Consider the following 21,710-nt stretch of genomic DNA (forward strand, 5'->3'; position numbering starts at 1 on the left):
CGGCAGGCTGCGCGCCCCGGGGATCAGATGGCCGCCAGCGACTTGCCGTTGACGCGGACGATGCTGCCGCTCTTCCACGCGGGCTGGGCTTCCTGCTCGAAGCTGCGGGTGCTGCCGTCCTTCATCTGGACCTTGGTCACCCACACTTCCTTGGACGTGTAGTGCTTCTGCACTTCGTTGCCGGCATAGCCGCCGGCCGCGGCGCCCGCGACCGTGGCGACGGTCTTGCCCGTGCCCTTGCCGATCTGGTTGCCGAGCAGGCCGCCGACGACGGCGCCGCCGACGATGCCGACCGCGCCGCCTTCACCCTTGCGCTTTTCCTTGTACACGCTGCTCACGTGGCCGCAGTTATCGCAGGCATCGAGCTTCTTGGCGATGCCGGGCGGCAGGCCGTGCGGGTTCTGGGCGATGGCGCCCGCGGCGGCGACGGCGAGCAGGGTGGCGATGGCGAGTTTCTTCATGGTGTTTCTCCTTTGCCCGCATTCAACGGCGAAGGAGGCCGCCCCGCTCACAGCAAGCTCAGCCGTTCGTGAACAGCTTCACAGATTGGGCGCCAGGAGGCGCTGCAGCTCCCGCTGGTCGACCCCGCGGCGTTGCGCCAGGTCCACGAGCTGGTCCTCGCCGATGCGGCCGACGCTGAAGTACTTGCTGTCCGGATGCGCGAGGTAGAAGCCGCTCACGCTCGCCGCCGGGGTCATCGCCAGGCTGTCGGTGATGCCCATGCCGATCTCCTCCGGGCGCAGCAGGGCGAACATGTCGCGCTTGACGCTGTGGTCCGGGCATGCCGGATAGCCGGGCGCGGGGCGGATGCCGCGGTACTTCTCGGCGATCATTTCCTCGTTGGCCAGCGCCTCGTCGGCCGCGTAGCCCCAGAGGTCCTTGCGCACGCGTTCGTGCAGCGCCTCGGCCAGCGCTTCCGCCAGGCGGTCGGCCAAGGCCTTGAGCATGATCGCGGAGTAGTCGTCGTGGTCCGCCAGGAAGTACTGCTCCTTCTTGTCGACGCCGATGCCGGCCGTCACCGCGAAGACACCGACGTAGTCGTCCGCCATGCCCTTGGGCGCGACGAAGTCCGCGAGCGCCCGGCTCGGGCGCATCACGCCGTCGATCACCTGCTTTTCCGCCTGCTGCCGCAGGCCGTACCAGGTGAGCACCGGCTCCTTGCGGTCTTCGTCCGCATAGAGCTGGATGTCGTCGTCGTTGACCGTGTTGGCCGGCCAGAAGCCCATGACGGCGTTCGCCGTGAGCCAGCGGCCTTCGATCAGGCGCTTGAGCATGCGCTGCCCGTCGGAGAGCACGCGCACGGCCTCGGCGCCGACGATCTCGTCCTTCAGGATGTCCGGGAAGCGGCCGGCGAGGTCCCAGGTCTGGAAGAAGGGTCCCCAGTCGATGTAGCGCGCGAGTTCCGCGAGGTCGTAGTTCTTGAACACGCGGCGGCCGATGAACTTGGGCTTGGGCGGCGTGTAGTGCGCCCAGTCCACGGGCGTCTTGTTGGCGCGCGCCTTCGCGAGCGGCCACAGCGGCACCTGCTTCTTGTTCGCGTGCAGCTGGCGCACCTTCTCGTAGTCGGCGTTGACTTCGGCGATGTACTTCGCCGCCTGGTCGGACAGCAGGCTCTGCGCCACGCTCACGCTGCGCGACGCGTCGGGCACGTAGACCACCGGGCCTTCGTAGTGCGGCGCGATCTTCACGGCGGTGTGCACGCGGCTGGTGGTGGCGCCGCCGATCAGCAGCGGGATCTTCTTCACGCGGAAGTGCTCGTCCTTCTGCATCTCGCTGGCGACGTACTGCATCTCCTCCAGCGACGGCGTGATGAGACCGGAGAGGCCGACGATGTCCGCGCCCTCGACCTTGGCCTTGGCCAGGATCTCGTGGCAGGGGACCATCACGCCCATGTTCACCACCTCGAAGTTGTTGCACTGGAGGACGACGGTGACGATGTTCTTGCCGATGTCGTGCACGTCGCCCTTCACGGTGGCGATGACGATCTTGCCCTTCGCGCGCACGTCCTCGCCGGCCGCTTCCTGCTGCTTCTTCTCTTCCTCGATGTAGGGAATGAGGTGCGCCACCGCCTGCTTCATCACGCGGGCGGACTTCACCACCTGCGGCAGGAACATCTTGCCGGCGCCGAACAGGTCGCCCACGATGTTCATGCCGTCCATGAGCGGACCTTCGATGACGTGCAGCGGCCGCCCGCCCTTGGCGAGCACCTGCTGGTACATCTCTTCGGTGTCCGGCACGATGTGGTCGGTGAGGCCGTGCACGAGCGCGTGCGCGAGCCGCTGCTCCACCGGCAGCTGCCGCCACTCGTTCTTCCTGCCTTCGTCCTTGGCCGCGCCCTTGGCCTGCTCGGCGATCTCCACGAGGCGCTCGCCCGCGTCGGGGCGGCGGTTCAGCACCACGTCTTCCACCCGCTCGCGCAGCTGCGGCTCGACCTCGTCGTACACGCCGACCATGCCGGCGTTGACGATGCCCATGTCCATGCCGGCGCGGATCGCGTGGTAAAGGAAGACGGTGTGGATCGCCTCGCGCACCGGGTCGTTGCCGCGGAAGGAGAAGCTCACGTTGGAAACGCCGCCGGAGACTTTCGCGCCGGGCAGGTTCTCCTTGATCCACTTCGTCGCCTCGATGAAGTCGACGGCGTAGTTGTTGTGCTCCTCGATGCCCGTCGCGATCGCGAAGATGTTCGGGTCGAAGATGATGTCTTCCGGCGGGAAGTCGACTTCGTCCACGAGGATGCGGTACGCGCGCTCGCAGATCTCGATCTTGCGCTGGAAGGTGTCGGCCTGGCCCTGCTCGTCGAAGGCCATCACCACCGCGGCGGCGCCATAGCGCTTGACCAGCGTCGCCTGGCGCTTGAACTCCGCGACGCCTTCCTTCATCGAGATGGAGTTGACGATGCCCTTGCCCTGCAGGCAACGCAGCCCTGCCTCGATCACGTCCCACTTGGACGAGTCGACCATCACCGGCACGCGGGCGATGTCCGGCTCGCTGGCCACGAGGTTGAGGAAGCGCACCATGGCCGCCTTGCTGTCCAGCATGGCTTCGTCCATGTTCACGTCGATGACCTGCGCGCCGTTCTCCACCTGTTGCCGCGCGACGGCGAGCGCCTGCTCGAACTCCCCCGCGAGGATCATGCGGGCGAAGGCCTTGGAGCCGGTGACGTTGGTGCGTTCGCCGATGTTGACGAACAGGCTGCCCGGCGCGATGGAGACGGGCTCCAGGCCGGCAAGCTTCATGGGGGGGACGGAGGGCTGCTGCATTCACTCACCTCGGGTTGGTCGAAGGTGAGCGCGGTTGGGGTCCATCTCAAGCCTGACGCGGGACGGTACCGCGCTGCAGCGCTCCTTGAGCTGGTTGGGATTTTACTGCCTTGCTCCCTCTCCCCGCCGGGGAGAGGGTCGGGGTGAGGGGCACGCGGGGCGCTGGGGTGTCGCTGCGCTCCAACCCAGCCTACAGGGGGAGGTCCGCCTTCTTGAGCGTGCGGAGGACGAAGGACGACTTGCTGTGCCGGATCCCCTTGATCTTGTACAGCTTCTCGCGCAGCAGCCGCTCGTAGTCGCGCGTGTCCTGCACCGCCACACGCAGCAGGTAGTCGTACTCGCCGGAAACCAGGTACGCCTCGATCACCTCCGGGATGGCTGCCAGCGTCTCGCCGAACTTCTCCAGGGTGTTGTCGGAATGGCTGTCGAGGGTGACCTGCACCATCACCGTGTCGCCGAGGCCCAGGGCCTGCGGGTTGAGGCGGACGGTATAGCCCTCGATCACGCCGGCCAGTTCCATCTTGCGGATGCGCTCCCAGCAGGGCGAGGCGCTCAGGCCGACGGCCTGGCCGATCTGCTGCAGGCTGGCGCGGGCGTCCTGCTGCAGCACCTTGAGGATTTTCCGGTCGATCGCGTCCATGTCGGCCGATTATCGGCGTAACGCACGAATGGCAGAAGGATTTCCTGCATCCTGGCCCGGATAGCCGAAGAACAGCAAGACTTTCGCCGCCTCCGCGGGCAAAGTACGGGACGTGGGTCGACCGCTTACCGGCCGAGACCCACGGTGAGGAGCCGGCGGGTTACCACCCGACCGGCCACCCCGCACCACCGGACGCCCCGCCTTGTATTTCCCCGCGGCCTGCCCCATCTGCCACGCCTGGAGCAGACATGGGCGCACGCGACCTCGACCTTCTCGATGCCTACTCGCGCACCGTCGCCGACGTCGCCGAGCGCGTGGGCCCCAGCGTGGCGGCGGTGGCGGTGCTCGACGCGCAGGGCAAGCCGGCCGGCAGCGGCTCGGGCTTCCTGTTCACCGCCGACGGCTACCTGCTGACCAATTCGCACGTGGTGCGGGGCGGGCGCGCGGCGCGTCCGGAGCCCTCGCGCCGCTTCGAGGCGTCCTTCAGCGACGGCCGCCGCTTCGTCGCGCGCTGGGTGGGCGACGATCCTCACACGGATCTCGCGCTGCTCCAGGTCGACGGCCTCTCGCAAGGCGCGCTCACCTCCGCGCCGCTCGGGCGGTCGGCCGACGTGCGGCGCGGCGAGATCGCCGTGGCCATCGGCAATCCCCTCGGCTTCGAGCACACGGTCACCGCCGGCATCGTCAGCGCGCTCGGCCGCAGCATGCGCGCGTCCAGCGGGCGGCTGATCCCGGACGTGATCCAGACCGACGCCGCGCTCAACCCGGGCAACTCCGGCGGGCCCCTGCTCAACTCGCGTGGCGAGGTGATCGGCGTGAACACGGCGATCATCCCGCAGGCGCAGGCGATCTGCTTCGCGGTCGCGATCGACATCGCCGCGGTGGTGATCCCGCAGCTGCTGCGGCATGGGCGGGTGCGGCGCGGCTACCTGGGCCTCGGCGGCAGCACGATGCCGCTCGACCGGCGCATCGTGGTCTCGCTCGGGCTGCGGCAATCGCACGCCGTGCACGTGCTGTCCGTGGAGCCGGGCAGCCCGGCCGATGTGGCCGGCGTGCGCGCCGGCGACCTGCTGCTCGGCATGGACGGGCAGGACATCGCGTCGGTGGACGCGCTGTACCAGGCGCTGACGCCAGAGCGGGTGGGCCGCGACGCGGTGATGAAGCTGCTGCGCCCGGGCGCCACGCAGCCGCTGTACCTCACGGTGCGGCCGCTGGAAGCCGGCGAGCGCTGACGGGCCTCAGGCCGCTTCCTTGTAGAAGAACTCGCGCTGCACCGTGCGCGTCGGCAGTGGCTCCACCTGCTGGCGGATCGCCGCGATGTGCTCCGGCGTCGTGCCGCAGCAGCCCCCCACGATGTTCACCAGCCCCTCGGCCGCGAACTCGCGCAGCAGGCGCGAGGTGTCTTCCGGCTTCTCGTCGAAACCGGTTTCCGCCATCGGGTTGGGCAGGCCCGCGTTCGGGTAGCAGCTGATGAAGGTGTCCGGCGCCACCTTGTGCAGTTCCTGGATGTAGGGCCGCATCAGCGCCGCGCCGAGCGCGCAGTTGAGGCCCACGGCCAGCGGACGCGCGTGCCGCACGCTGTGCCAGAAGGCGGTCACGGTCTGGCCGCTCAGGATGCGGCCGGACGCATCGGTCACCGTGCCGCTGATGATCACGGGCAGGCGCTCGCCCGTCGCGGCGAACACTTCCTCGATCGCGAACAGCGCCGCCTTGGCATTGAGCGTGTCGAAGATGGTCTCCACCAGCAGCAGGTCGACGCCGCCTTCCAGCAGCGCCTCGACCTGCTCGTGGTACGCGGAACGCAGCTGCTCGAAGTCGACGTTGCGCGCGCCGGGGTCGTTCACGTCGGGGCTGATGCTGGCCGTGCGCGGCGTGGGGCCGAGGGCGCCCGCCACGAAGCGGGGCCGGTCCGGCGTGGAGAACTTGTCGGCCGCCTCGCGCGCCAGCTTCGCCGCGGCGACGTTCATCTCGCGGGCGAAGGCGCCCAGGCCGTAATCCTCCTGCGCGATGAAGTTGGCGCCGAAGGTGTTGGTCTCGACGATGTCCGCGCCCGCCGCGAGGTAACCCTCGTGGATGTCGCGGATCACGTCCGGGCGGGTCAGCACGAGCAGGTCGCTGTTGTTCTTCAGGTCCTTGACGTGGTCCTTGAAACGCTCGCCCCGGAAGTCCTGCTCGGTCAGCCGGAAGCGCTGGATCATGGTGCCCATGGCGCCGTCCAGGATGACGATGCGTTGCTCCAGCAGGCCCGGAAGGGCCTGGCCACGGGTATAGATCACAGGTTTCATGGTCGGCTGATTTTAGGAAGAAAGCGTTGAGCCCTCATCCTCCGGGACAATCGAGGCCTTGAGCACCGCCCTTTCCCTCCTCAAGGACGTCTTCGGCTACACCGCCTTCCGCGGCGCGCAGGCCGAGATCGTCGACCACGTCATCGCCGGCGGCGATGCGCTCGTCCTCATGCCCACGGGTGGCGGCAAGTCGCTGTGCTACCAGATCCCCGCGCTCGCCCGCCAGAAGGCGGGGCAAGGCGTGACGGTGGTCGTGTCCCCCCTCATCGCGCTGATGCACGACCAGGTCGGCGCGCTGCACGAGGTGGGCGTGGGCGCCGCCTTCCTGAATTCGACGCTGAGCCTGGAGGAGGCCAACGCCGTCGAAAAGCGCTTGCTGCGCGGCGAGATCACGCTTCTCTATGCGGCGCCGGAGCGGGTGGCCACGCCACGCTTCCTCTCGCTCCTGGACGGCCTGTACCAGAAGCGGCAGATGGCGCTGTTCGCGATCGACGAGGCGCATTGCGTCAGCCAGTGGGGCCACGACTTCCGGCCGGAATACCGGGCGCTCGCCGTCTTCCACGAGCGCTATCCCGGCGTGCCGCGCATCGCGCTCACGGCCACGGCCGACGACACCACGCGGGCGGACATCGTGCAGCACCTGCAGCTGCAGGAAGCCCGCCAGTTCGTCAGCAGCTTCGACCGCCCCAACATCCGCTACACCATCGCGGAGAAGAAGGATCCCACGCTGCAGCTCCTGCGCTTCATCGAGCGCGAGCACGCGGGCGAGTCCGGCATCGTCTACTGCCAGTCGCGCAAGCGCGTGGAGGAAATCGCGGAGGTCCTGTGCAAGGAGGGCCTCGACGCCCTGCCCTACCACGCAGGCCTGGACGCCGCGGTGCGCCAGCGCCACCAGGACCGCTTCCTGCGCGACGACGGCGTCGTGATGACGGCCACCATCGCCTTCGGCATGGGCATCGACAAGCCGGACGTGCGCTTCGTCGCCCACCTCGACCTGCCGAAGAACATCGAAGGCTATTACCAGGAGACCGGCCGTGCCGGCCGCGACGGCCTGCCTTCCGACGCCTGGATGGCCTACGGCCTGCAGGACGTCGTGAACCAGCGCCGCATGATCGACGAGAGCCCCGCGGCCGAGGAGTTCAAGCAGGTGCTGCGCGGCAAGCTCGATGCGCTGCTGGCGCTGGCCGAGGCCACCGACTGCCGCCGCGTGCGCCTGCTCGCCTACTTCGGCGAGCAGGCGCAGCCTTGCGGCAACTGCGACAACTGCCTGAACCCGCCCGCCGTGTGGGACGGCACGGAAGCCGCGCGCATGCTGCTGTCCACGATCTACCGCGTGCAGCAGGCCAACGGCCTGCACTTCGGCGCCGGGCACATCATGGACATCCTGCGCGGCAAGGACACCGAGAAGGTGCGGCAGTTCGGGCACCAGAAGCTCTCCACGTACGGCATTGGCGCGCAGTACTCCGAGCAGCAATTGCGCGGCGTGCTGCGCCAGCTGATCGCCACCGGCGCGCTGGAGGTCGACGCAGCCGCCTTCAACACGCTGCACCTCACCGAGAGTTCGCGCGGGGTGCTCAAGGGCGAGCAGAAGGTGCTGCTGCGCGAGTCGGTCAGCCAGCCCGCGGGCCGCGCGCGGCGCGAACGTGGGGGAACGAAGGCGACGCCCGCCGTCGCCGCCACGCTGGACGGCCAGGGGCAGCAGCGCTTCGCCGCGCTCAAGGCCTGGCGCGCGGAAGTCGCCAAGGCGCACAACCTGCCCGCGTACATCATCTTCCACGACGCCACGCTGGCCGCCATCGCGGCGCTGGACCCGCGCAGCCTGCAGGACCTGGAAAACGTCAGCGGCATCGGCGCCCGCAAGCTGGAAACCTACGGCCCGGGCGTGCTGGACGTGCTGCACGCCCTGGACTGAAGCGCCGCCGGCGGCCTACGGCGCCGCGCCCGCGATGCGGCGCCGACGATGCGCCGCGCGCGCATCCCGGCGGTCGGCGTCAGCCTACAAACGGCTGCCGTCCAGCCATTTATCTTCCCACCGTTGACCACCCGGCCGCGATCGCATGGCCGGTGCGCCAGGCGGTTCGTGCAGTGCCGTGGCGCGCCAGGAAGAAACCACCGTGAACAACGATCGATCGACTGTCCCGGCCAGCAGCCGCGCACCACGTGCGCACGGCGACCCCCGCCTCCGGGCGCTGGAGACCGCCTTCGCGCGCTCCCGCCTCGACGGCGGCGCGGACCTGCCGCCCGCCATGGCCGAAGCCGTGCTCGCCGACATCCGGGAGCGCCTGGCCGGCGGCATCTCCATGTCCGGCGAGATGCCGCGGGGCGGATCGGCCGAAATGGTGGCCCTGGAGAACGTCGAAGCCGAATGCCTCGCGTTGCTGGTGGACGCGGGCCTGCTCGACCATGACACGCTGCAGGCAGTGCACGGCGCCTTCGCCGATGCGCGCGCCTGCCTTGCCGCCCACGAAGCGCGCGCGCCCGACGGCGCGCTGCAGCAGGCCCTGGCCGCGCGCGACCGGCAGCTGTCCATCGCCACGCACGAACTGCGCACGCCGATCTCGTCGATCCTCCTCAACCTGCAGATGCTGGAACGCACCGCGCGCCTGAAAGGGCCGCTGGACGCCGAGTCTGTCGCGCGCCTCCTGGCCGTGCCTTCGCGCCAGCTGCGCCGCCTCACGCGCATGGTGGACCTGCTGCTGGACTCCGCGCAGGTGGAGAACGAACGCCTGGTGCTGGACCTGCAGCCGCTGGAGCTGTGCGAGCTGGTGCACGACGCGGCGGGCCGGCTGGCCGAACGCGCGCGCGACGCGGGCTGCGAGCTGTCGCTGGATGCCTGCGAGCCGGTGCATGGCCACTGGGACCGCCTCCGCCTGGAGCAGGTGGTGACCAACCTGCTGACGAACGCGATCAAGTACGGCGGCGGCCGCGTCGAGGTGCGCACCTCCGGCGGCAGCGAAGCGCTGCTGGTCGTGCGCGACCACGGGCCGGGCATCGCCGACGAGGACCAGCAGCGCATCTTCGAGCCCTTCGAGCGGCTCCCCTCCGCCGCGCGCGAGGACGGCGCGGGGCTGGGCCTCTACATCGTGCGCGAGATCGTCCGCGCGCACGGCGGCCACATCTCGGTGGCCAGCGTGCCCGGGGAAGGCGCGACGTTCACTGTATCTCTTCCGATCTGAACGGAGACAGGAGCAGACCAGGTGGCAGGCAGGAAGAACAACGATTCCGGGCAGCAGGCACCCGACAAGGCGCCGTCGGGCCCGCCGCGCGTCGAAAGCGGCATCCCGCGGCTGGACTTCATCCTCAAGGGCGGATTCTTCCGCGGCGGCACGTACACGCTGTTCGGCCCGCCGGGCGCGGGCAAGACCATCCTGGCCAACCAGTTCTGCTTCAACCACATCGCGCTCACGGGGCAGAACTGCGTCTACATCACGGTGCTGGCCGAGTCGCACGCGAAGATGGTGCGGCACCTCTCCAGCCTGAGTTTCTTCGACGCGCAGGTGGTCGGCCGTTCCCTGAAGTACATCGCCGGCTACCAGACGCTGCGCAGCGAAGGGCTGGACGGGCTGCTGCGCCTGCTGCGCGAGACGCTGGTGCGGGAGAAGCCCAGCATCCTCGTGATCGACGGCCTGGAATCCATCGAGCAGGCCGCGGAGCACCGCGCCCGCACCAAGGAATTCCTCAACCAGCTGCAGGCGTTCACCGCGCTGACGGAGACCACCACGCTGCTGTGCGCGGTGGAACAACCCGGCGAGGTGCGGCGCGACGAGAACGCGATGGTCGACGGCGTGATCGAGCTGTCGGACCAGCTGATCGGCCCGCGCGCCGTGCGCGAGCTGACGGTCCACAAGTTCCGCGGCTGCGGCTACCTGCGCGGCCGGCACGAGGTGGAGATCACGGAGAACGGCGTGCAGATCCACCCGCGCACCGAGATCCAGTTCGACCAGCCACCGCAGCATGCGACCGAGGAACGCGAGCGCATGGGCTTCGGCATCGAGGGACTGGACCGCATGATGAACGGCGGCGTGCTCTCCGGCTCGACGCTCGCCCTGCTCGGTGCGCCGGGCTCGGGCAAGACCACGCTGGGCCTGTGCTTCCTGGTGGAAGGCGCGCAGCGCGGCCACAAGGGCATGTATTTCGGGTTCTACGAGCCGCCGCCCCGCCTGCTGGAACGCGCCGAGGCCATGGGCATCCCGCTGCGCAGGTACGTGGACGAAGGGTTGATCGAGCTGGTCTGGCAGCCGCCCCTGGAGCACTACATGGATTCGCTGGCGGAGTCGCTGCTGGAACGCGTGCGCGCGGAGAAGCACGCGCGCCGGCGCCTGTTCGTCGACGGCGTGCAGGGCTTCGCCGCGGCGACGGTCTACCAGGACCGCATGCCGCGCTTCCTGTCGGCGCTCACCAACCAGCTGCGCACCTGGGACGTGACGACGGTGATCTCCGAGGAGCTGCCCCTCTTCGGTTCGCAGCTGGAGCTGCCCAACCCCGAGCTCGCGCACGTGGTCGAGACGGTGGTGCTGCTGCGCTACGTGGAACTGAAGTCGCAGCTGCACCGGCTGGTGTCCATCATGAAGATGCGCGAGAGCCTCTACGACACCGCCATCCGGGAGTTCACGATCGACACGCACGGCATCGAGGTCAGCGGCTCGTTCGAAAGCGCCGAGGCCATCCTCTCGGGCTTCCCCCGCACGGGCGGAGGTGCGCGGTGAAGAAGATCCTCGTCGTCGACGACGAATACGACCTGCTGCAGACGATCTGCGCGACGCTGGAGCTCGGGGGCTACGATCCCGTGTCCGCCGCCAACGGCCGCGAGGCGCTGAGGAAGATCGCGGACTGCATGCCGGACCTCGTGCTGACCGACGTGATGATGCCGTACATGTCCGGCTACGACCTGGTGGCGGCGATCCGCAAGCTGCCCGAAGGCAAGGAACTCCCGCTGATCCTCATGAGCGCGATCGATCCGGGGTTGCATCCGCAAGGCCACTGGAACAGCGTGCTGCCGAAGCCGTTCACGCTGGAGAAGCTGCTGGGGACGGTGGCGGAGTTGATCGGGGCGGGGGACGAGGCGGAGGCTTGAGGGCGGAGCGGTGGGGTTCGCTGGCGCTTACCTTCCGACGCTGTCGCGTCGCCACCCTACAGGATCGGACGCAGCGCTGTAGGGTGGGGCGGCGTAGCCGCCGCCGGTGAGCGCCAGCGAACCCCACCGATCGCCCTCACACAAACCCGATACTCCGCGCCTCCCTGACCTCCGGCTTGATCCGGTGCTCCGCCTCCAGCTGCTCGAGGAATTCCTCGGGCGCGAGCTGCGTCGCCAGGATCTCCACCTGCCGCTTCACCGCGGCGAAATCCCCCGGACACAGGTGCTCCAGCTTGGCCAGCCGCGCATGCAGCTCCGGCGTCAGCCGCGACGCATCGCCGGCCAGCGCCTCCGTCACGAACATCTTCTCGCGCTGTACCGCCGTGAGCGGCTGGAACCGGATCTTGAACGCGAAGCGCCGCAACGCCGCCTGGTCGATGCGGTCCATCAGGTTGGTGGTGCAGACGAAGATCCCGGCGAAGCGTTCCATGCCCTGCAGCATCTCGTTCACCTCGGTCACCTCGTAGGTGCGCTGCGCGCCGCGGCGGTCCTGCAGGAAGGAATCGGCTTCGTCGAGCAGCAGCACCGCCTTCTCGGCTTCCGCTTCGCGGAACATCGCCGCCATGTTCTGCTCGGTCTCGCCGACGAACTTGCTCATGAGGTCGCTCGCCTGCTTGACCAGGAGCGGCCGATCGAGCGAGCGCGCGATGTGTTCGGCCAGAGCCGTCTTGCCGGTGCCCGGCGCACCATAGAAGCACAGCGTGCCGTGGCCGCGCGCCTTCAGCGCCTCCACGATACGCGGCACCTCGAAGCGCGACTCGACGTTCAGCATGTCGAGGTCGTACGTCGTGACGCTGCGACGGCCCGCGCCGTCGTCGCTGCGCGTGCCGAGCGCCCGGTCGGCGTTGCGCAACTGCCGCTCGATCAGGTCTTCCGCCTGCACGCCTTCGGCCGCGGCGAGCCCCGCGAAGCGCACCGCGGTGCGGATCTGTGCCGGGGTCAACCCCTTGCGCTCGGTCAGCTTCGCGACGAAAGCAGGCGACACCTGCACGCCTTCGAGCGTCTTGCGCACGATGCCTTCGCGCGCCCCCGGGGGCGGCGACTTCAGTTCGAGGTGGTACGCGAAGCGGCGGCGGAAGGCCGGGTCGATCTGCTCGATGCGGTTGGTGACCCAGATGGTCGGCACCGGATTCGATTCCAGGATCTGGTTCACCCACGCCTTGCCGCTCACCGAGCCGGAAGGCGGCGCAACCACCTGCTCCGCGCGCGCCATCATCTGCGCGGCCTCGCTGGAGATGGGCGGGAAGACGTCTTCCACCTCGTCGAACAGCAGCGCGGCCTGCGCGCTGCCCTTGAGGAACACCTGGGCGATCTGCAGCGAGCGGTATCGGTCGCGCCCCGACAACGAGTTGCCGTCGCGGTCCGCGTACTCCACCTCGAACAGCTCCAGCCCCGCGGCTTGCGCGACGACCTTCGCGAGTTCCGTCTTGCCGGTGCCGGGCGGCCCGTACAGCAGCACGTTGACGCCCGGCTCCTTGCGGTCGATCGCGTTGCGCAGCAGCGCGCGCAGCACGCGCGCGTCTTCCGCCACGAAGGCGAAGTCGTCCAGCGTCAGCGCGCTCTTGGCGGACGGGCGCGTGAACACGGCCATCAGCTCGTTCTGGTCGCGGTACTCGCGCATCAGCACCGGCGGCAGCTTCTCGCTCACCTTCATCAGGTCGGCGAGGTCCGTGATGTTGTGCTCGGAGATCAGGTTCTCGACCAGGCCGATGCGCTCCAGCCGCGAGCCGGCGCGCAGCGCCTCGCCGACGTCGGCCGCGTTCACGCCCGCCACTTCGGCGATGGCGGCGTAGGCCTCCGGCGCGTTGTTCACCTTGAACTCCACCAGCAGGCTGCGCAGGTCGCGCTGGTAGCGCGCCAGCGTGCCGTACAGCAGCAGGGCGCGCTCCGCCTTGTTCAACTGCAGCAGGTTCGCCAGCGCGTCGATGTTCTTCTCCACCAGCGTGGAGTGCTTCTTGAGCGCATGCGTGAGCCACTCGCCCGTGACGGCCAGCACGGACAGCAGGTCCTTGGGCTGGTCCTTCGCGTATTCGTCCAGGTAGAAGAAGAGCGTGCCTTCCTCGTACGGCCCGCGCCACACGCCGTGGCGCTCCAGGAACTCGCGCGTGGACAGCTGCTCGTGGCCGCGCCAGAACTCGTTGTCCTTGCAGCGGCGGCCCAGGAACTCCCGCAGCCGGTCCAGCGACGTGGCCGGCCACACCAGGTGCCGGCCCGCCAGCGACAGCAGCCCGTTCAGGTCGCGCCGAACGTTGAACTTGGCCCCCTGCTTGGCGGCGAGCGTCAGCACGAAATGCGAGCACATGAGGTCCAGCACCGGCGCGTCTTTCAGGCCGGGCGAGGGCAGCACTTGCGAATCGAGCGAACGCTTGGCCAATCGACCTCCGGGGTAGCTGGGCGCGCCTACGATAGCGCCAGATCATGCTACAGGGAAGCCGCGCCGCACGGTGACCCGGCACAATGACACGATGATCGGCCTGCCCGAGATCCGCCAAGCCGCCACCCGCCTTTCCGGGCAGGTGCTGAACACCCCTTGCCTGGTGTCGCACATGCTGTCGCAACTGGCGGGTTGCGAGACTTACCTGAAATTCGAGAACCTGCAGTACACCGCGTCCTTCAAGGAGCGCGGCGCCTGCAACAAGCTGGTGCAGCTCAGCAGCCAGGAGAAGGAGCGCGGCGTCATCGCCATGAGCGCGGGCAACCACGCACAGGGCGTGGCGTACCACGCGCAGCGCCTGGGCATCCGCGCCGTGATCGTCATGCCGCGGTTCACGCCCATGGTGAAGGTGGAGCGCACGCGCGGCTTCGGCGCGGAGGTGGTGCTGCACGGCGACACGCTGGAGGAGGCACGCGCCCACGCGATGGAACTCGCGCAGCAGCAGCAACTGACCTTCGTGCATCCGTACGACGACGAAGCGATCGTCGCCGGCCAGGGCACGGTGGCGCTGGAGATGCTGGAGGCGGTGCCGCAGCTGGAGACGCTGGTGGTCGCCGTCGGCGGGGGCGGGCTGGTCGGCGGGATCGCGGCGGCGGCGAAGGCGCTGAAGCCGGGGATCCGCGTGATCGGCGTGCAGACCGTGCGCTTCCCCAACATGTACAACGCGGTGAAGCACGCGGACTTGCCGCAGGGTGGCTCGACCATTGCGGAAGGCATCGCGGTGGGCCGGCCCGGGCAGATCACGCAGCAGCTGGTGGAGCGCTACGTCGACGACATCGTGCTGGTGGACGAAGGCGACGTCGAGCAGGCGATCGTCCTCTTGCTCGACATCGAGAAGACGCTGGTCGAAGGCGCGGGCGCCGCACCGCTGGCCGCCGTGATGAAGGAGCCGCAGGTCTTCGCCGGCCGCAAGGTGGGGCTGGTGCTGGGCGGCGGCAACATCGACCCCATGCTGCTCGCCGCGATCATCCAGCGCGGCATGGTGCGCGCCGGCAGGCTCGCGCGGCTGCGGGTGTGCGCGCGGGACGTGCCCGGCTCGCTCGCGAAGATCACCGCGATCGTGAGCGAGGCCGGCGCGAACATCGACGAAGTGCACCACCAGCGCGCCTTCACCATGCTGGCGGCGCAGAACGTGGAGATCCAGCTGGTGGTGCAGACCCGCGGGCGCGACCACGTCGCGGCCCTGCTGAAGGCGCTGACGGATGCCGGCTTCGAGGCGGAGGAAGAGTGATGGACCGTGACACCCTGCAGGGCGCGCTGCCCGAGTACTTCGCGCCCTGGGTGCAGGAGCTCGGGCTGCGCGTGGAAGCGTTCGATGCGGACAGCGTGACGCTGCGGCTGCCGCAGGACGCACGGCTGTCCCGCGTGGGCGGCATGCTGTGCGGCCAGGCCATGATGGCCGCGGCGGACACGGCCATGGTGCTGGCGCTGGTCAACCACTTCGGCGCCTTCCGCCCGTGCACCACGGTGCAGATGAACACGAGCTTCCTCAAGCCCCTGTCGGGCCAGGACGGGCTGGTCCGGGCCACGGTGCTGCGCGCCGGCAAGGCGCTGGCGTTCGGCGAGATCGACATCCGCGGCGCCGGGGATGGCAAGAGCGTGTGCCGGGCGACGACCACCTACGCCCTTCTCTGACACCGGGGTGCCGGCCGGCGGGGGACGCTAGAATCCCGCAGTCCAACGATCCAGAGGAACCCATGGCAAGCCCCAACGAGCCCGCCCAGCATGGCCACGACTACGAGCCGCACGACGCGGTCGAAGCCGTTGTGCCGGTCATTCCGATCGTGCTGCCCGTCGTCGGTGCGGCGCTGATGTTCCTGCTGGCGTTCATTGCCATCTACATGGCTTAGAGATGCGTCATCCCCGCGCAGGCGGGGACCCGGACAGGCGGCCCTGCGGGGCCGCTTTTGCTTTGGGGAGCCCTGGGTTTCCGCTTGGCGGGAATGACGGGTGGCTGAGCGCGCGGACGCATAAACCCATGCAAGTTTTGCATGGAATCGCCCTGGCCCAGCGGCGCGCCCGCCCTCCTGCTCCCTACAATGGCCCATCCCAGCCGACCCAGCGGTGGAGACCCGCAGCCGACTGACCCAAAGCCTGTTTTCAAAGGGCGTCCGCCGGGCTGCCGCCTCCGCTCCCTTTGGAAACACGCTTTTCAAACTAGGAGCTTTCGAGGATGAACTCACCCGTCATGCGCGGCCTGAACCTGCAGGCACCCGCTTACGTCAAGAACGCGAAGGTGATCGCGTGGGTGGCCGACATGGTCGCCCTGTGCAAGCCGGACCAGGTCTACTGGTGCGACGGCAGCCAGGAAGAATACGACCGCCTCTGCCAGCAGCTGGTGGACGCCGGCACCTTCAAGAAGCTGAACCCCGCCAAGCGCCCCGGCTCCTTCCTGGCCAACTCCGACCCCAGCGACGTCGCCCGCGTGGAAGACCGCACCTTCATCTGCTCGCGGAAGAAGGAAGACGCCGGCCCGACCAACAACTGGGTCGACCCCCAGGAAATGCGCGCCACGCTGCAGCCCCTGTTCGACGGCTGCATGAAGGGCCGCACCATGTACGTGGTGCCGTTCTCCATGGGCCCGCTCGGCTCCAACATCGCCCACATCGGCGTGGAGCTCTCCGACAGCGCCTACGTCGCCGTGAACATGCGCCTCATGACCCGCATGGGCAAGGCGGTGTACGACGTGCTGGGCGTGGACGGCGAGTTCGTGCCCTGCCTGCACACCGTCGGCGCGCCGCTGCAGCCCGGCGAGAAGGACCAGACCTCCTGGCCGTGCAACAAGACCAAGTACATCGTGCACTACCCCGAGACGCGCGAGATCTGGTCGTACGGCTCCGGCTACGGCGGCAACGCGCTGCTGGGCAAGAAGTGCTTCGCGCTGCGCATCGCCTCCACGATGGGCCGCGACCAGGGCTGGCTCGCCGAGCACATGCTGATCCTGGGCGTGACCAACCCGCAGGGCAAGAAGTACCACGTGGCGGCCGCCTTCCCGTCCGCCTGCGGCAAGACCAACTTCGCCATGCTGATCCCGCCCAAGGGCTTCGAAGGCTGGAAGGTCACGACCATCGGCGACGACATCGCCTGGATCAAGCCCGGTCCGGGCAACCGCCTGTACGCGATCAACCCGGAAGCAGGCTACTTCGGCGTGGCCCCCGGCACGAACTACAAGACGAATCCGAACTGCATGGATTCGCTGAAGAAGGACGTGATCTACACGAACGTCGCCCTCACCGACGATGGCGACGTGTGGTGGGAAGGCATGGACGGCGAGCCGCCGGCCCACGCCATCGACTGGCAAGGCAAGGACTGGACGCCGCAGATCGCGCGCGAGACCGGCGCCAAGGCCGCCCACCCGAACGCCCGCTTCACCGTGGCCGCGACCAACAACCCGGCGCTGGACCCGGCGTGGGACGACCCGGCCGGCGTGCCCATCGACGCCTTCATCTTCGGCGGCCGCCGCTCGACGACCGTGCCGCTGGTGACCGAGGCGAACGACTGGGTGGAAGGCGTGTACATGGCCGCCACCATGGGCTCCGAGACCACCGCCGCCATCATCGGCCAGCAGGGCGTGGTGCGCCGCGACCCGTTCGCCATGCTGCCCTTCACGGGCTACAACATGAGCGACTACTTCCAGCACTGGCTGAACCTCGGCCGCAAGCTGGAAGCGTCCGGCGCGAAGCTGCCCAGGATCTTCACGACCAACTGGTTCCGCAAGGATGCCGACGGCAAGTTCGTGTGGCCCGGCTACGGCGAGAACATGCGCGTGCTGGCGTGGATGATCGACCGCATCGAAGGCCGCGTGAAGGGCGAGTCGCACCCCTTCGGCATCAGCCCGAGCTACCAGGAACTGAACTGGGAAGGCCTGCCCTTCACGCCGGAGCAGTTCCGCCAGGTCACCGACATCGACCTGCCGGCGTGGGAGAAGGAGCTGGAACTGCACCACGAGCTGTTCCAGCAGCTGGAGCACCGCCTGCCCACGGAGCTGAAGGCGACCAAGGCGAAGATCGAGAAGCGCCTGGCCTCGTAAGCGGCGACGCTTCGCGTGCGAACGGCCACCTCCGGGTGGCCGTTCTGCTTTTGTCCGGCCCAAGAAAAAAGCCCGCATGCAGCGGGCTTTCGTCTGTGCCGGTGGCGGGCCGGGGATCGCTCAGTCGCGCCAGGGCTTCAGGTGGTAGCGGATCGTGCTGTCCGCCGGCGCGGCGGCCAGCTTGCGCTGGGCCCACTTCAGTTGCCGCTGTTCCCAGCGGCGGCGGGCCGTGCGGCGGGACCAGGCGTCCAGCGCCCGCAGCACGGGGCCAGGCAGCTGGCGCACCAGCGTGCTGAGCAGGGAGGGCTGGACTGCGGTTCCCATGGCTGGCTCGCTCAGTAGTAGCCGCGGGTGTCGCGCAGCGCGTCCTGGCTCATGGCGCGGCTCAGGTCGGCCATGATGCGGGCGTCGGAGAGCGCGAGGTTCCAGAGCTTCTCGTCTTCGCGGCGCTGCTTGCGGGCGGCGGCCCAGGCGGCGAGGCCGCGGGTGACCGGGCGACCGAGGTAGGCCAGGCCGGCGAAGGCGGCGCGGGTGATGCTGAACTGGCCGAGGGCGGCGAAACCGCGGGTGACGCGGTTCAGGCCGTCGTGCTGGACCGGAACGTCGATGTGGATGAAACGTGCCATTTGACTCTTCCCCTTGTGAGAGACGCTGCCTGGCGGGACTGCCTTTGTGCGTTGGTCGTAATACTAGGGTCAACCCTGATATTTATCTACTTTTGAGTAGTGATGGATATCATTCACAGATCGTATGAAAGCCCCGAATTTCCGCACCCTCGACCTGAACCTGCTGCGGGTCTTCGACCAGGTCATGGCCGAGCGCAACCTCACGCGGGCGGCCCGGAACCTGTCGATGACCCAGCCGGCCGTGAGCAATGCCTTGAACCGCCTGCGCGACGCGCTGGGCGACCGCCTCGTCACCCGCAGCGGCTACGGCGTGGAGCCGACGGCGCGCGCCCTGGCGCTCTGGCCGTCCGTCGCGGACGCCCTGCGGCAGCTCGAGTCGTCCATCACGCCCGGCCAGTTCATCGCTGCGCAGGCCAACAGCACGTTCACGCTGGCGCTGGCCGACGCGACGGCGGCCGAAGTGGTGCCGGGGCTCGTGGAGATCCTCGAGCGTGACGCGCCCGGCGTCTCGATCCGCACGGTGCCCCTCACCACGCGCGATCCCCGCCGCCTGCTCGACGAAGGCACGGTCGACCTCGCGGTGGGCTTCTTCCCCGCCGTGCTCGCGGACCTCACCGCGCAGGCGCAGGGCGGCGGCATGGCCGCCTTCGAGCACGAGCGCCTCTACGACGGCGTGTACGTCTGCGTGATGCGCAAGGGCCACGCGCTGGCGAAAGGCACGCTCACGCTCGACCAGTTCTGCGCCGCGCGCCACATGCTGGTGAGCTTCTCCGGGCGTCCGTACGGCTTCATCGACGAGGCGCTGGCCTCGCTCGGCCGCCAGCGCCGCGTGGTGCTGACCGTCAACCAGTTCTTCACCGCGGGCCGCGTCGCGGAGACCTCCGACCTGCTCACGGTGCTGCCGCGGCACTTCATGCGCGTGACCGGCCGCGAGGAAGAACTGGTGGCACGTCCCCTGCCCTTCGACGTGCCGCCGGTGCACGTCGATGCGCTCTGGCATCGCCGCCAGGCGCAGCGCCCCGACCACGCCTGGCTGCGCATGGCCGTCGCGCTCGCCGCGCGCAAGGGCTTCGGCGAAGCGGTGCGCTGACCCGCGGCGCCCGTAGGCTGGGTTCGCCGCAGGCGACCGTAGGCTGGGTTCGCCGCCAGGCGACCCCAGCGTTCCTCCCCGCCCGTACCATTGCCCTCGTGAAGATCCAGCTCATGTCCGACCTGCACCTGGAAGGCCACCCTTCCTACGTGCCCCGGCCCGCCCCCGAAGCCGAGCTGCTCGTGCTCGCCGGCGACATCGGCTCGTACCAGCGCAACTCGCGCCTCGCCGACGAGGACTTCGGGCTGGCGCGCTTCTCGCCGCTGCAGGGCTGGCCCGTGCCCGTGCTCTACGTGCCCGGCAACCACGAATACGACGCCCTCGACTTCGACGAGACCCACGAACGCCTGCGCGCCACCTGCGAGCGCCTGGGCATCACCTGGCTGGAGCGCGAGGTGCGCGTGTTCGGCGACGTGCGCTTCGTCGGCACGACGCTCTGGGCCGACTTCGACGCGCTCGTGCGCCAGCCCGGCCAGCCGGAGCCGACGGTACAGGAGCAGCTGAAGCTGCGGCACAAGGCCTTCCGCGCGGCCAACTTCTACCTGCAGAAAGCGGCGGCGCTGCGCCACGGCCGCCTCATGCTGGCCGAGGAATGGCGCGAGCAGGCGCTGGTGTGCGAAGCGTGGCTGCGCGAAGCGCTCGCGCAGCCGTTCGCGGGCACGACGGTGGTCGTCACGCACTTCGCCCCCAGCCTGCGCAGCGCCGACCCGCGCTACGGCGTCACGCCGGCCACCGCGGGCTTCTGCAACTCGCTGGACGACCTCTTCCCCCTCGCGCAGTTCTGGCTGCATGGCCACCTGCACTGCCAGCACGACTACGTGGAAGCGGGCTGCCGCGTCGTCGCGAACACGCTCGGCTACGCGAAAAAGGGCGAGCAGGAAGGATTCCGCGAGACCTTCGTGCTCGATCTCGCCGCGTCGCCGGTTCACGTTTGAACACACGCCGTGGTGCGGAGACGAGCACTCCAGCATTCCGGCACACTTGCGGCAGGGACTTTACAAATGGGAAGCGCAGCTTTTCCATTCGCGGCGCACACTGCTTGCCACGCGCAGATCACTGCGCCAAGGGGAGCCACCATGAAGCCGCTCTGGACGAAAACGATCGCCTGGATCGCTGCGGTCATCGCAGCCGTCCTGCTCGCGCTCGCCAATCCGGTCGGCCTCGGCTTCTTCAGCGACGACGGCCACGCCTACCGGCCGCACGGCGGCATCGCGCCGCGCTGACGCTCACGCCGGCGCGAGGTCCTTGCGCGCCGCTTCCGCGATCGCGGCGGTCAGCTGGTCCAGCACCGCCGATTCCAGGTTCCAGCAGTGCCAGAAGAGTTGCACCGGCACGCGCGTGCCCGGCGCGACGTCCACCAGCGTGCCTTGCGCCACGAGGCCGCGCACCAGCAGCTCCGGCACCACGCTCACGCCCCACCCCGCCAGCACCGCGCGCACCTGCCCTTCCGAACTGGGGACGAACAGCTGGTTGAGCGTGACGCGCTTCAGGCGGAAGGCCTGCGCGACGAATTCGCCCTGCAGGTCGTCCTTGCGGTTGAACGCGACGAAGGGCGTGTCGCGGAAGTTGTGCTGCGTGAGGCCTTGCGGCAGCCGCTCGCGCGCGAAACCCGCCTCCGCGATGGCGACGTAATTCATCGCTCCGAGCGGCAGCACCTTGCACCCGCGCAAGGCCTGCCTGACCGTCGTCACGCAGCCCAGCACCTGCCCTTCGCGCAGCCAGTCCTGCGTGAAGTCCTGGTCGTCGGTGATGATCTCCAGCGGCAGCCCCTGGCGCGCCAGCGCGTCCAGCGCGGGCAAGGCCCACGTCGCGATGCTGTCGGCGTTGATGGCGAGCGAAATCCGCTCCTCCTCGCGGGTGCCTCCGGTGGAGCTGGGCGCGAGGTCGCGCAGGTCGCGCTCGAGGTCGGCGCGCAGCAGCCGCATCTGCTTCGTGTGCTTCAGCAGCAGCTGCCCCGCGGCCGTGGGACGCAGCGGGCGCGTGCGCACGACCAGCACGGTGCCCACCTGCGCCTCGAGCGCACGCAACCTCTGCGATACCGCGGACTGGGTGATGCTGAGGCGCTGGGCAGCGCGCTCGAAACCGCCTTCTTCCACGATGGCGGCGAGCGCTTCCAACGCAGCCGGGTCGAATGTCGCCATATAAGCACTTCTGATCTGGTCCCTGATACTTTAATGCCGCTTTTGAAATCGGGCCTGCCGCCGCAAACTT

Annotated in this window: 20 protein-coding genes and 1 riboswitch; of the genes, 12 read left to right on the forward strand and 8 right to left on the reverse strand. The window is 69.0% G+C overall.

Features of this window, described 5'->3' with window-relative positions; genetic code table 11:
* Positions 1–23: 23 nt before the first annotated feature.
* From H8N03_RS06130 to H8N03_RS06140, 3 genes are all read right to left on the reverse strand, one after another.
* On the reverse strand, positions 24–461 hold the full coding sequence (locus tag H8N03_RS06130; RefSeq protein ID WP_187075278.1) for a glycine zipper 2TM domain-containing protein: 438 nt from the start codon (positions 459–461) through the stop codon (positions 24–26).
* 78 nt (positions 462–539) lie between these two features.
* Positions 540–3,260 carry a methionine synthase gene (gene metH / locus H8N03_RS06135; RefSeq protein ID WP_187075279.1) on the reverse strand — a complete coding sequence of 907 codons (2,721 nt, stop codon included), beginning with the start codon at positions 3,258–3,260 and terminating at the stop codon, positions 540–542.
* Between the two features lie 19 nt (positions 3,261–3,279).
* Positions 3,280–3,353: riboswitch (S-adenosyl-L-homocysteine riboswitch) on the reverse strand.
* 97 nt (positions 3,354–3,450) lie between these two features.
* Positions 3,451–3,900: an Lrp/AsnC family transcriptional regulator gene (locus H8N03_RS06140; protein WP_187075280.1), complete on the reverse strand. Its 450-nt coding sequence runs from the start codon at positions 3,898–3,900 to the stop codon at positions 3,451–3,453.
* A gap of 248 nt (positions 3,901–4,148) precedes the next feature.
* Here H8N03_RS06140 and H8N03_RS06145 point away from each other — a divergent pair, with 248 nt between their 5' ends.
* Positions 4,149–5,132: a S1C family serine protease gene (locus H8N03_RS06145; RefSeq protein WP_187075281.1), complete on the forward strand. Its 984-nt coding sequence runs from the start codon at positions 4,149–4,151 to the stop codon at positions 5,130–5,132.
* Positions 5,133–5,138: 6 nt separating this feature from the next.
* On the opposite strand, the gene H8N03_RS06150 is transcribed toward H8N03_RS06145, so the two are convergent.
* On the reverse strand, positions 5,139–6,185 hold the full coding sequence (locus tag H8N03_RS06150; RefSeq protein ID WP_187075282.1) for a homocysteine S-methyltransferase family protein: 1,047 nt from the start codon (positions 6,183–6,185) through the stop codon (positions 5,139–5,141).
* 58 nt (positions 6,186–6,243) lie between these two features.
* Between H8N03_RS06150 and recQ the strand changes: the two genes are divergently transcribed.
* From recQ to H8N03_RS06170, 4 genes are all read left to right on the forward strand, one after another.
* Positions 6,244–8,097 (forward strand): DNA helicase RecQ, encoded by a 1,854-nt coding sequence (gene recQ / locus H8N03_RS06155; protein WP_187075283.1) that lies wholly within the window; start codon positions 6,244–6,246, stop codon positions 8,095–8,097.
* 202 nt (positions 8,098–8,299) lie between these two features.
* Positions 8,300–9,361, forward strand: a complete 1,062-nt coding sequence (locus tag H8N03_RS06160) for a sensor histidine kinase (RefSeq protein WP_187075284.1) — start codon at positions 8,300–8,302, stop codon at positions 9,359–9,361.
* 21 nt (positions 9,362–9,382) lie between these two features.
* Entirely contained in the window at positions 9,383–10,891 is a 1,509-nt protein-coding gene (locus H8N03_RS26605) for a DUF7125 family protein (RefSeq protein ID WP_187075285.1), read from the forward strand.
* On the forward strand, positions 10,888–11,259 hold the full coding sequence (locus H8N03_RS06170) for a response regulator (RefSeq protein WP_187075286.1): 372 nt from the start codon (positions 10,888–10,890) through the stop codon (positions 11,257–11,259). The genes H8N03_RS26605 and H8N03_RS06170 overlap by 4 nt, the downstream gene beginning before the upstream one ends.
* 136 nt (positions 11,260–11,395) lie before the next feature.
* Here H8N03_RS06170 and H8N03_RS06175 read toward each other — a convergent pair whose 3' ends face one another.
* The gene (locus H8N03_RS06175) at positions 11,396–13,693 is read right to left on the reverse strand and encodes an ATP-binding protein (RefSeq protein ID WP_255428096.1); all 2,298 of its coding nucleotides are present in this window, start codon (positions 13,691–13,693) and stop codon (positions 11,396–11,398) included.
* 70 nt (positions 13,694–13,763) lie between these two features.
* Here H8N03_RS06175 and H8N03_RS06180 point away from each other — a divergent pair, with 70 nt between their 5' ends.
* The 4 genes from H8N03_RS06180 to H8N03_RS06195 all read left to right on the forward strand — a co-directional run bounded on the left by H8N03_RS06180 (position 13,764) and on the right by H8N03_RS06195 (position 17,783).
* Positions 13,764–14,984 carry a threonine ammonia-lyase gene (locus tag H8N03_RS06180; RefSeq protein ID WP_354005084.1) on the forward strand — a complete coding sequence of 407 codons (1,221 nt, stop codon included), beginning with the start codon at positions 13,764–13,766 and terminating at the stop codon, positions 14,982–14,984.
* Complete coding sequence (locus H8N03_RS06185) at positions 14,984–15,388, forward strand: PaaI family thioesterase (protein WP_187075288.1); 405 nt, start codon at positions 14,984–14,986, stop codon at positions 15,386–15,388. The genes H8N03_RS06180 and H8N03_RS06185 overlap by 1 nt, the downstream gene beginning before the upstream one ends.
* Before the next feature lie 62 nt (positions 15,389–15,450).
* Positions 15,451–15,603, forward strand: coding sequence for a hypothetical protein (locus tag H8N03_RS06190; RefSeq protein WP_187075289.1), 153 nt, complete (start codon positions 15,451–15,453; stop codon positions 15,601–15,603).
* A 323-nt stretch (positions 15,604–15,926) separates the two neighbouring features.
* Positions 15,927–17,783: a phosphoenolpyruvate carboxykinase (GTP) gene (locus H8N03_RS06195; RefSeq protein WP_187075290.1), complete on the forward strand. Its 1,857-nt coding sequence runs from the start codon at positions 15,927–15,929 to the stop codon at positions 17,781–17,783.
* Positions 17,784–17,903: 120 nt separating this feature from the next.
* On the opposite strand, the gene H8N03_RS06200 is transcribed toward H8N03_RS06195, so the two are convergent.
* A complete protein-coding gene (locus H8N03_RS06200) occupies positions 17,904–18,107 on the reverse strand; it encodes a hypothetical protein (RefSeq protein ID WP_187075291.1) in 204 nt (67 codons plus the stop codon).
* Positions 18,108–18,118: 11 nt separating this feature from the next.
* Positions 18,119–18,409, reverse strand: coding sequence for a hypothetical protein (locus tag H8N03_RS06205; protein ID WP_187075292.1), 291 nt, complete (start codon positions 18,407–18,409; stop codon positions 18,119–18,121).
* Between the two features lie 124 nt (positions 18,410–18,533).
* Here H8N03_RS06205 and H8N03_RS06210 point away from each other — a divergent pair, with 124 nt between their 5' ends.
* The 3 genes from H8N03_RS06210 to H8N03_RS06220 all read left to right on the forward strand — a co-directional run bounded on the left by H8N03_RS06210 (position 18,534) and on the right by H8N03_RS06220 (position 20,722).
* A complete protein-coding gene (locus H8N03_RS06210; RefSeq protein WP_187075293.1) occupies positions 18,534–19,499 on the forward strand; it encodes a LysR family transcriptional regulator in 966 nt (321 codons plus the stop codon).
* A gap of 98 nt (positions 19,500–19,597) precedes the next feature.
* On the forward strand, positions 19,598–20,434 hold the full coding sequence (locus H8N03_RS06215; RefSeq protein WP_187075294.1) for a metallophosphoesterase: 837 nt from the start codon (positions 19,598–19,600) through the stop codon (positions 20,432–20,434).
* Between the two features lie 141 nt (positions 20,435–20,575).
* Complete coding sequence (locus H8N03_RS06220; RefSeq protein ID WP_187075295.1) at positions 20,576–20,722, forward strand: hypothetical protein; 147 nt, start codon at positions 20,576–20,578, stop codon at positions 20,720–20,722.
* 3 nt (positions 20,723–20,725) lie between these two features.
* On the opposite strand, the gene H8N03_RS06225 is transcribed toward H8N03_RS06220, so the two are convergent.
* Positions 20,726–21,640, reverse strand: a complete 915-nt coding sequence (locus tag H8N03_RS06225) for a LysR family transcriptional regulator ArgP (RefSeq protein ID WP_187075296.1) — start codon at positions 21,638–21,640, stop codon at positions 20,726–20,728.
* Positions 21,641–21,710: the final 70 nt, after the last annotated feature.

The organism is Ramlibacter cellulosilyticus (genome assembly GCF_014297465.1).
GTDB classification, from domain to species: domain Bacteria; phylum Pseudomonadota; class Gammaproteobacteria; order Burkholderiales; family Burkholderiaceae_C; genus Ramlibacter; species Ramlibacter cellulosilyticus.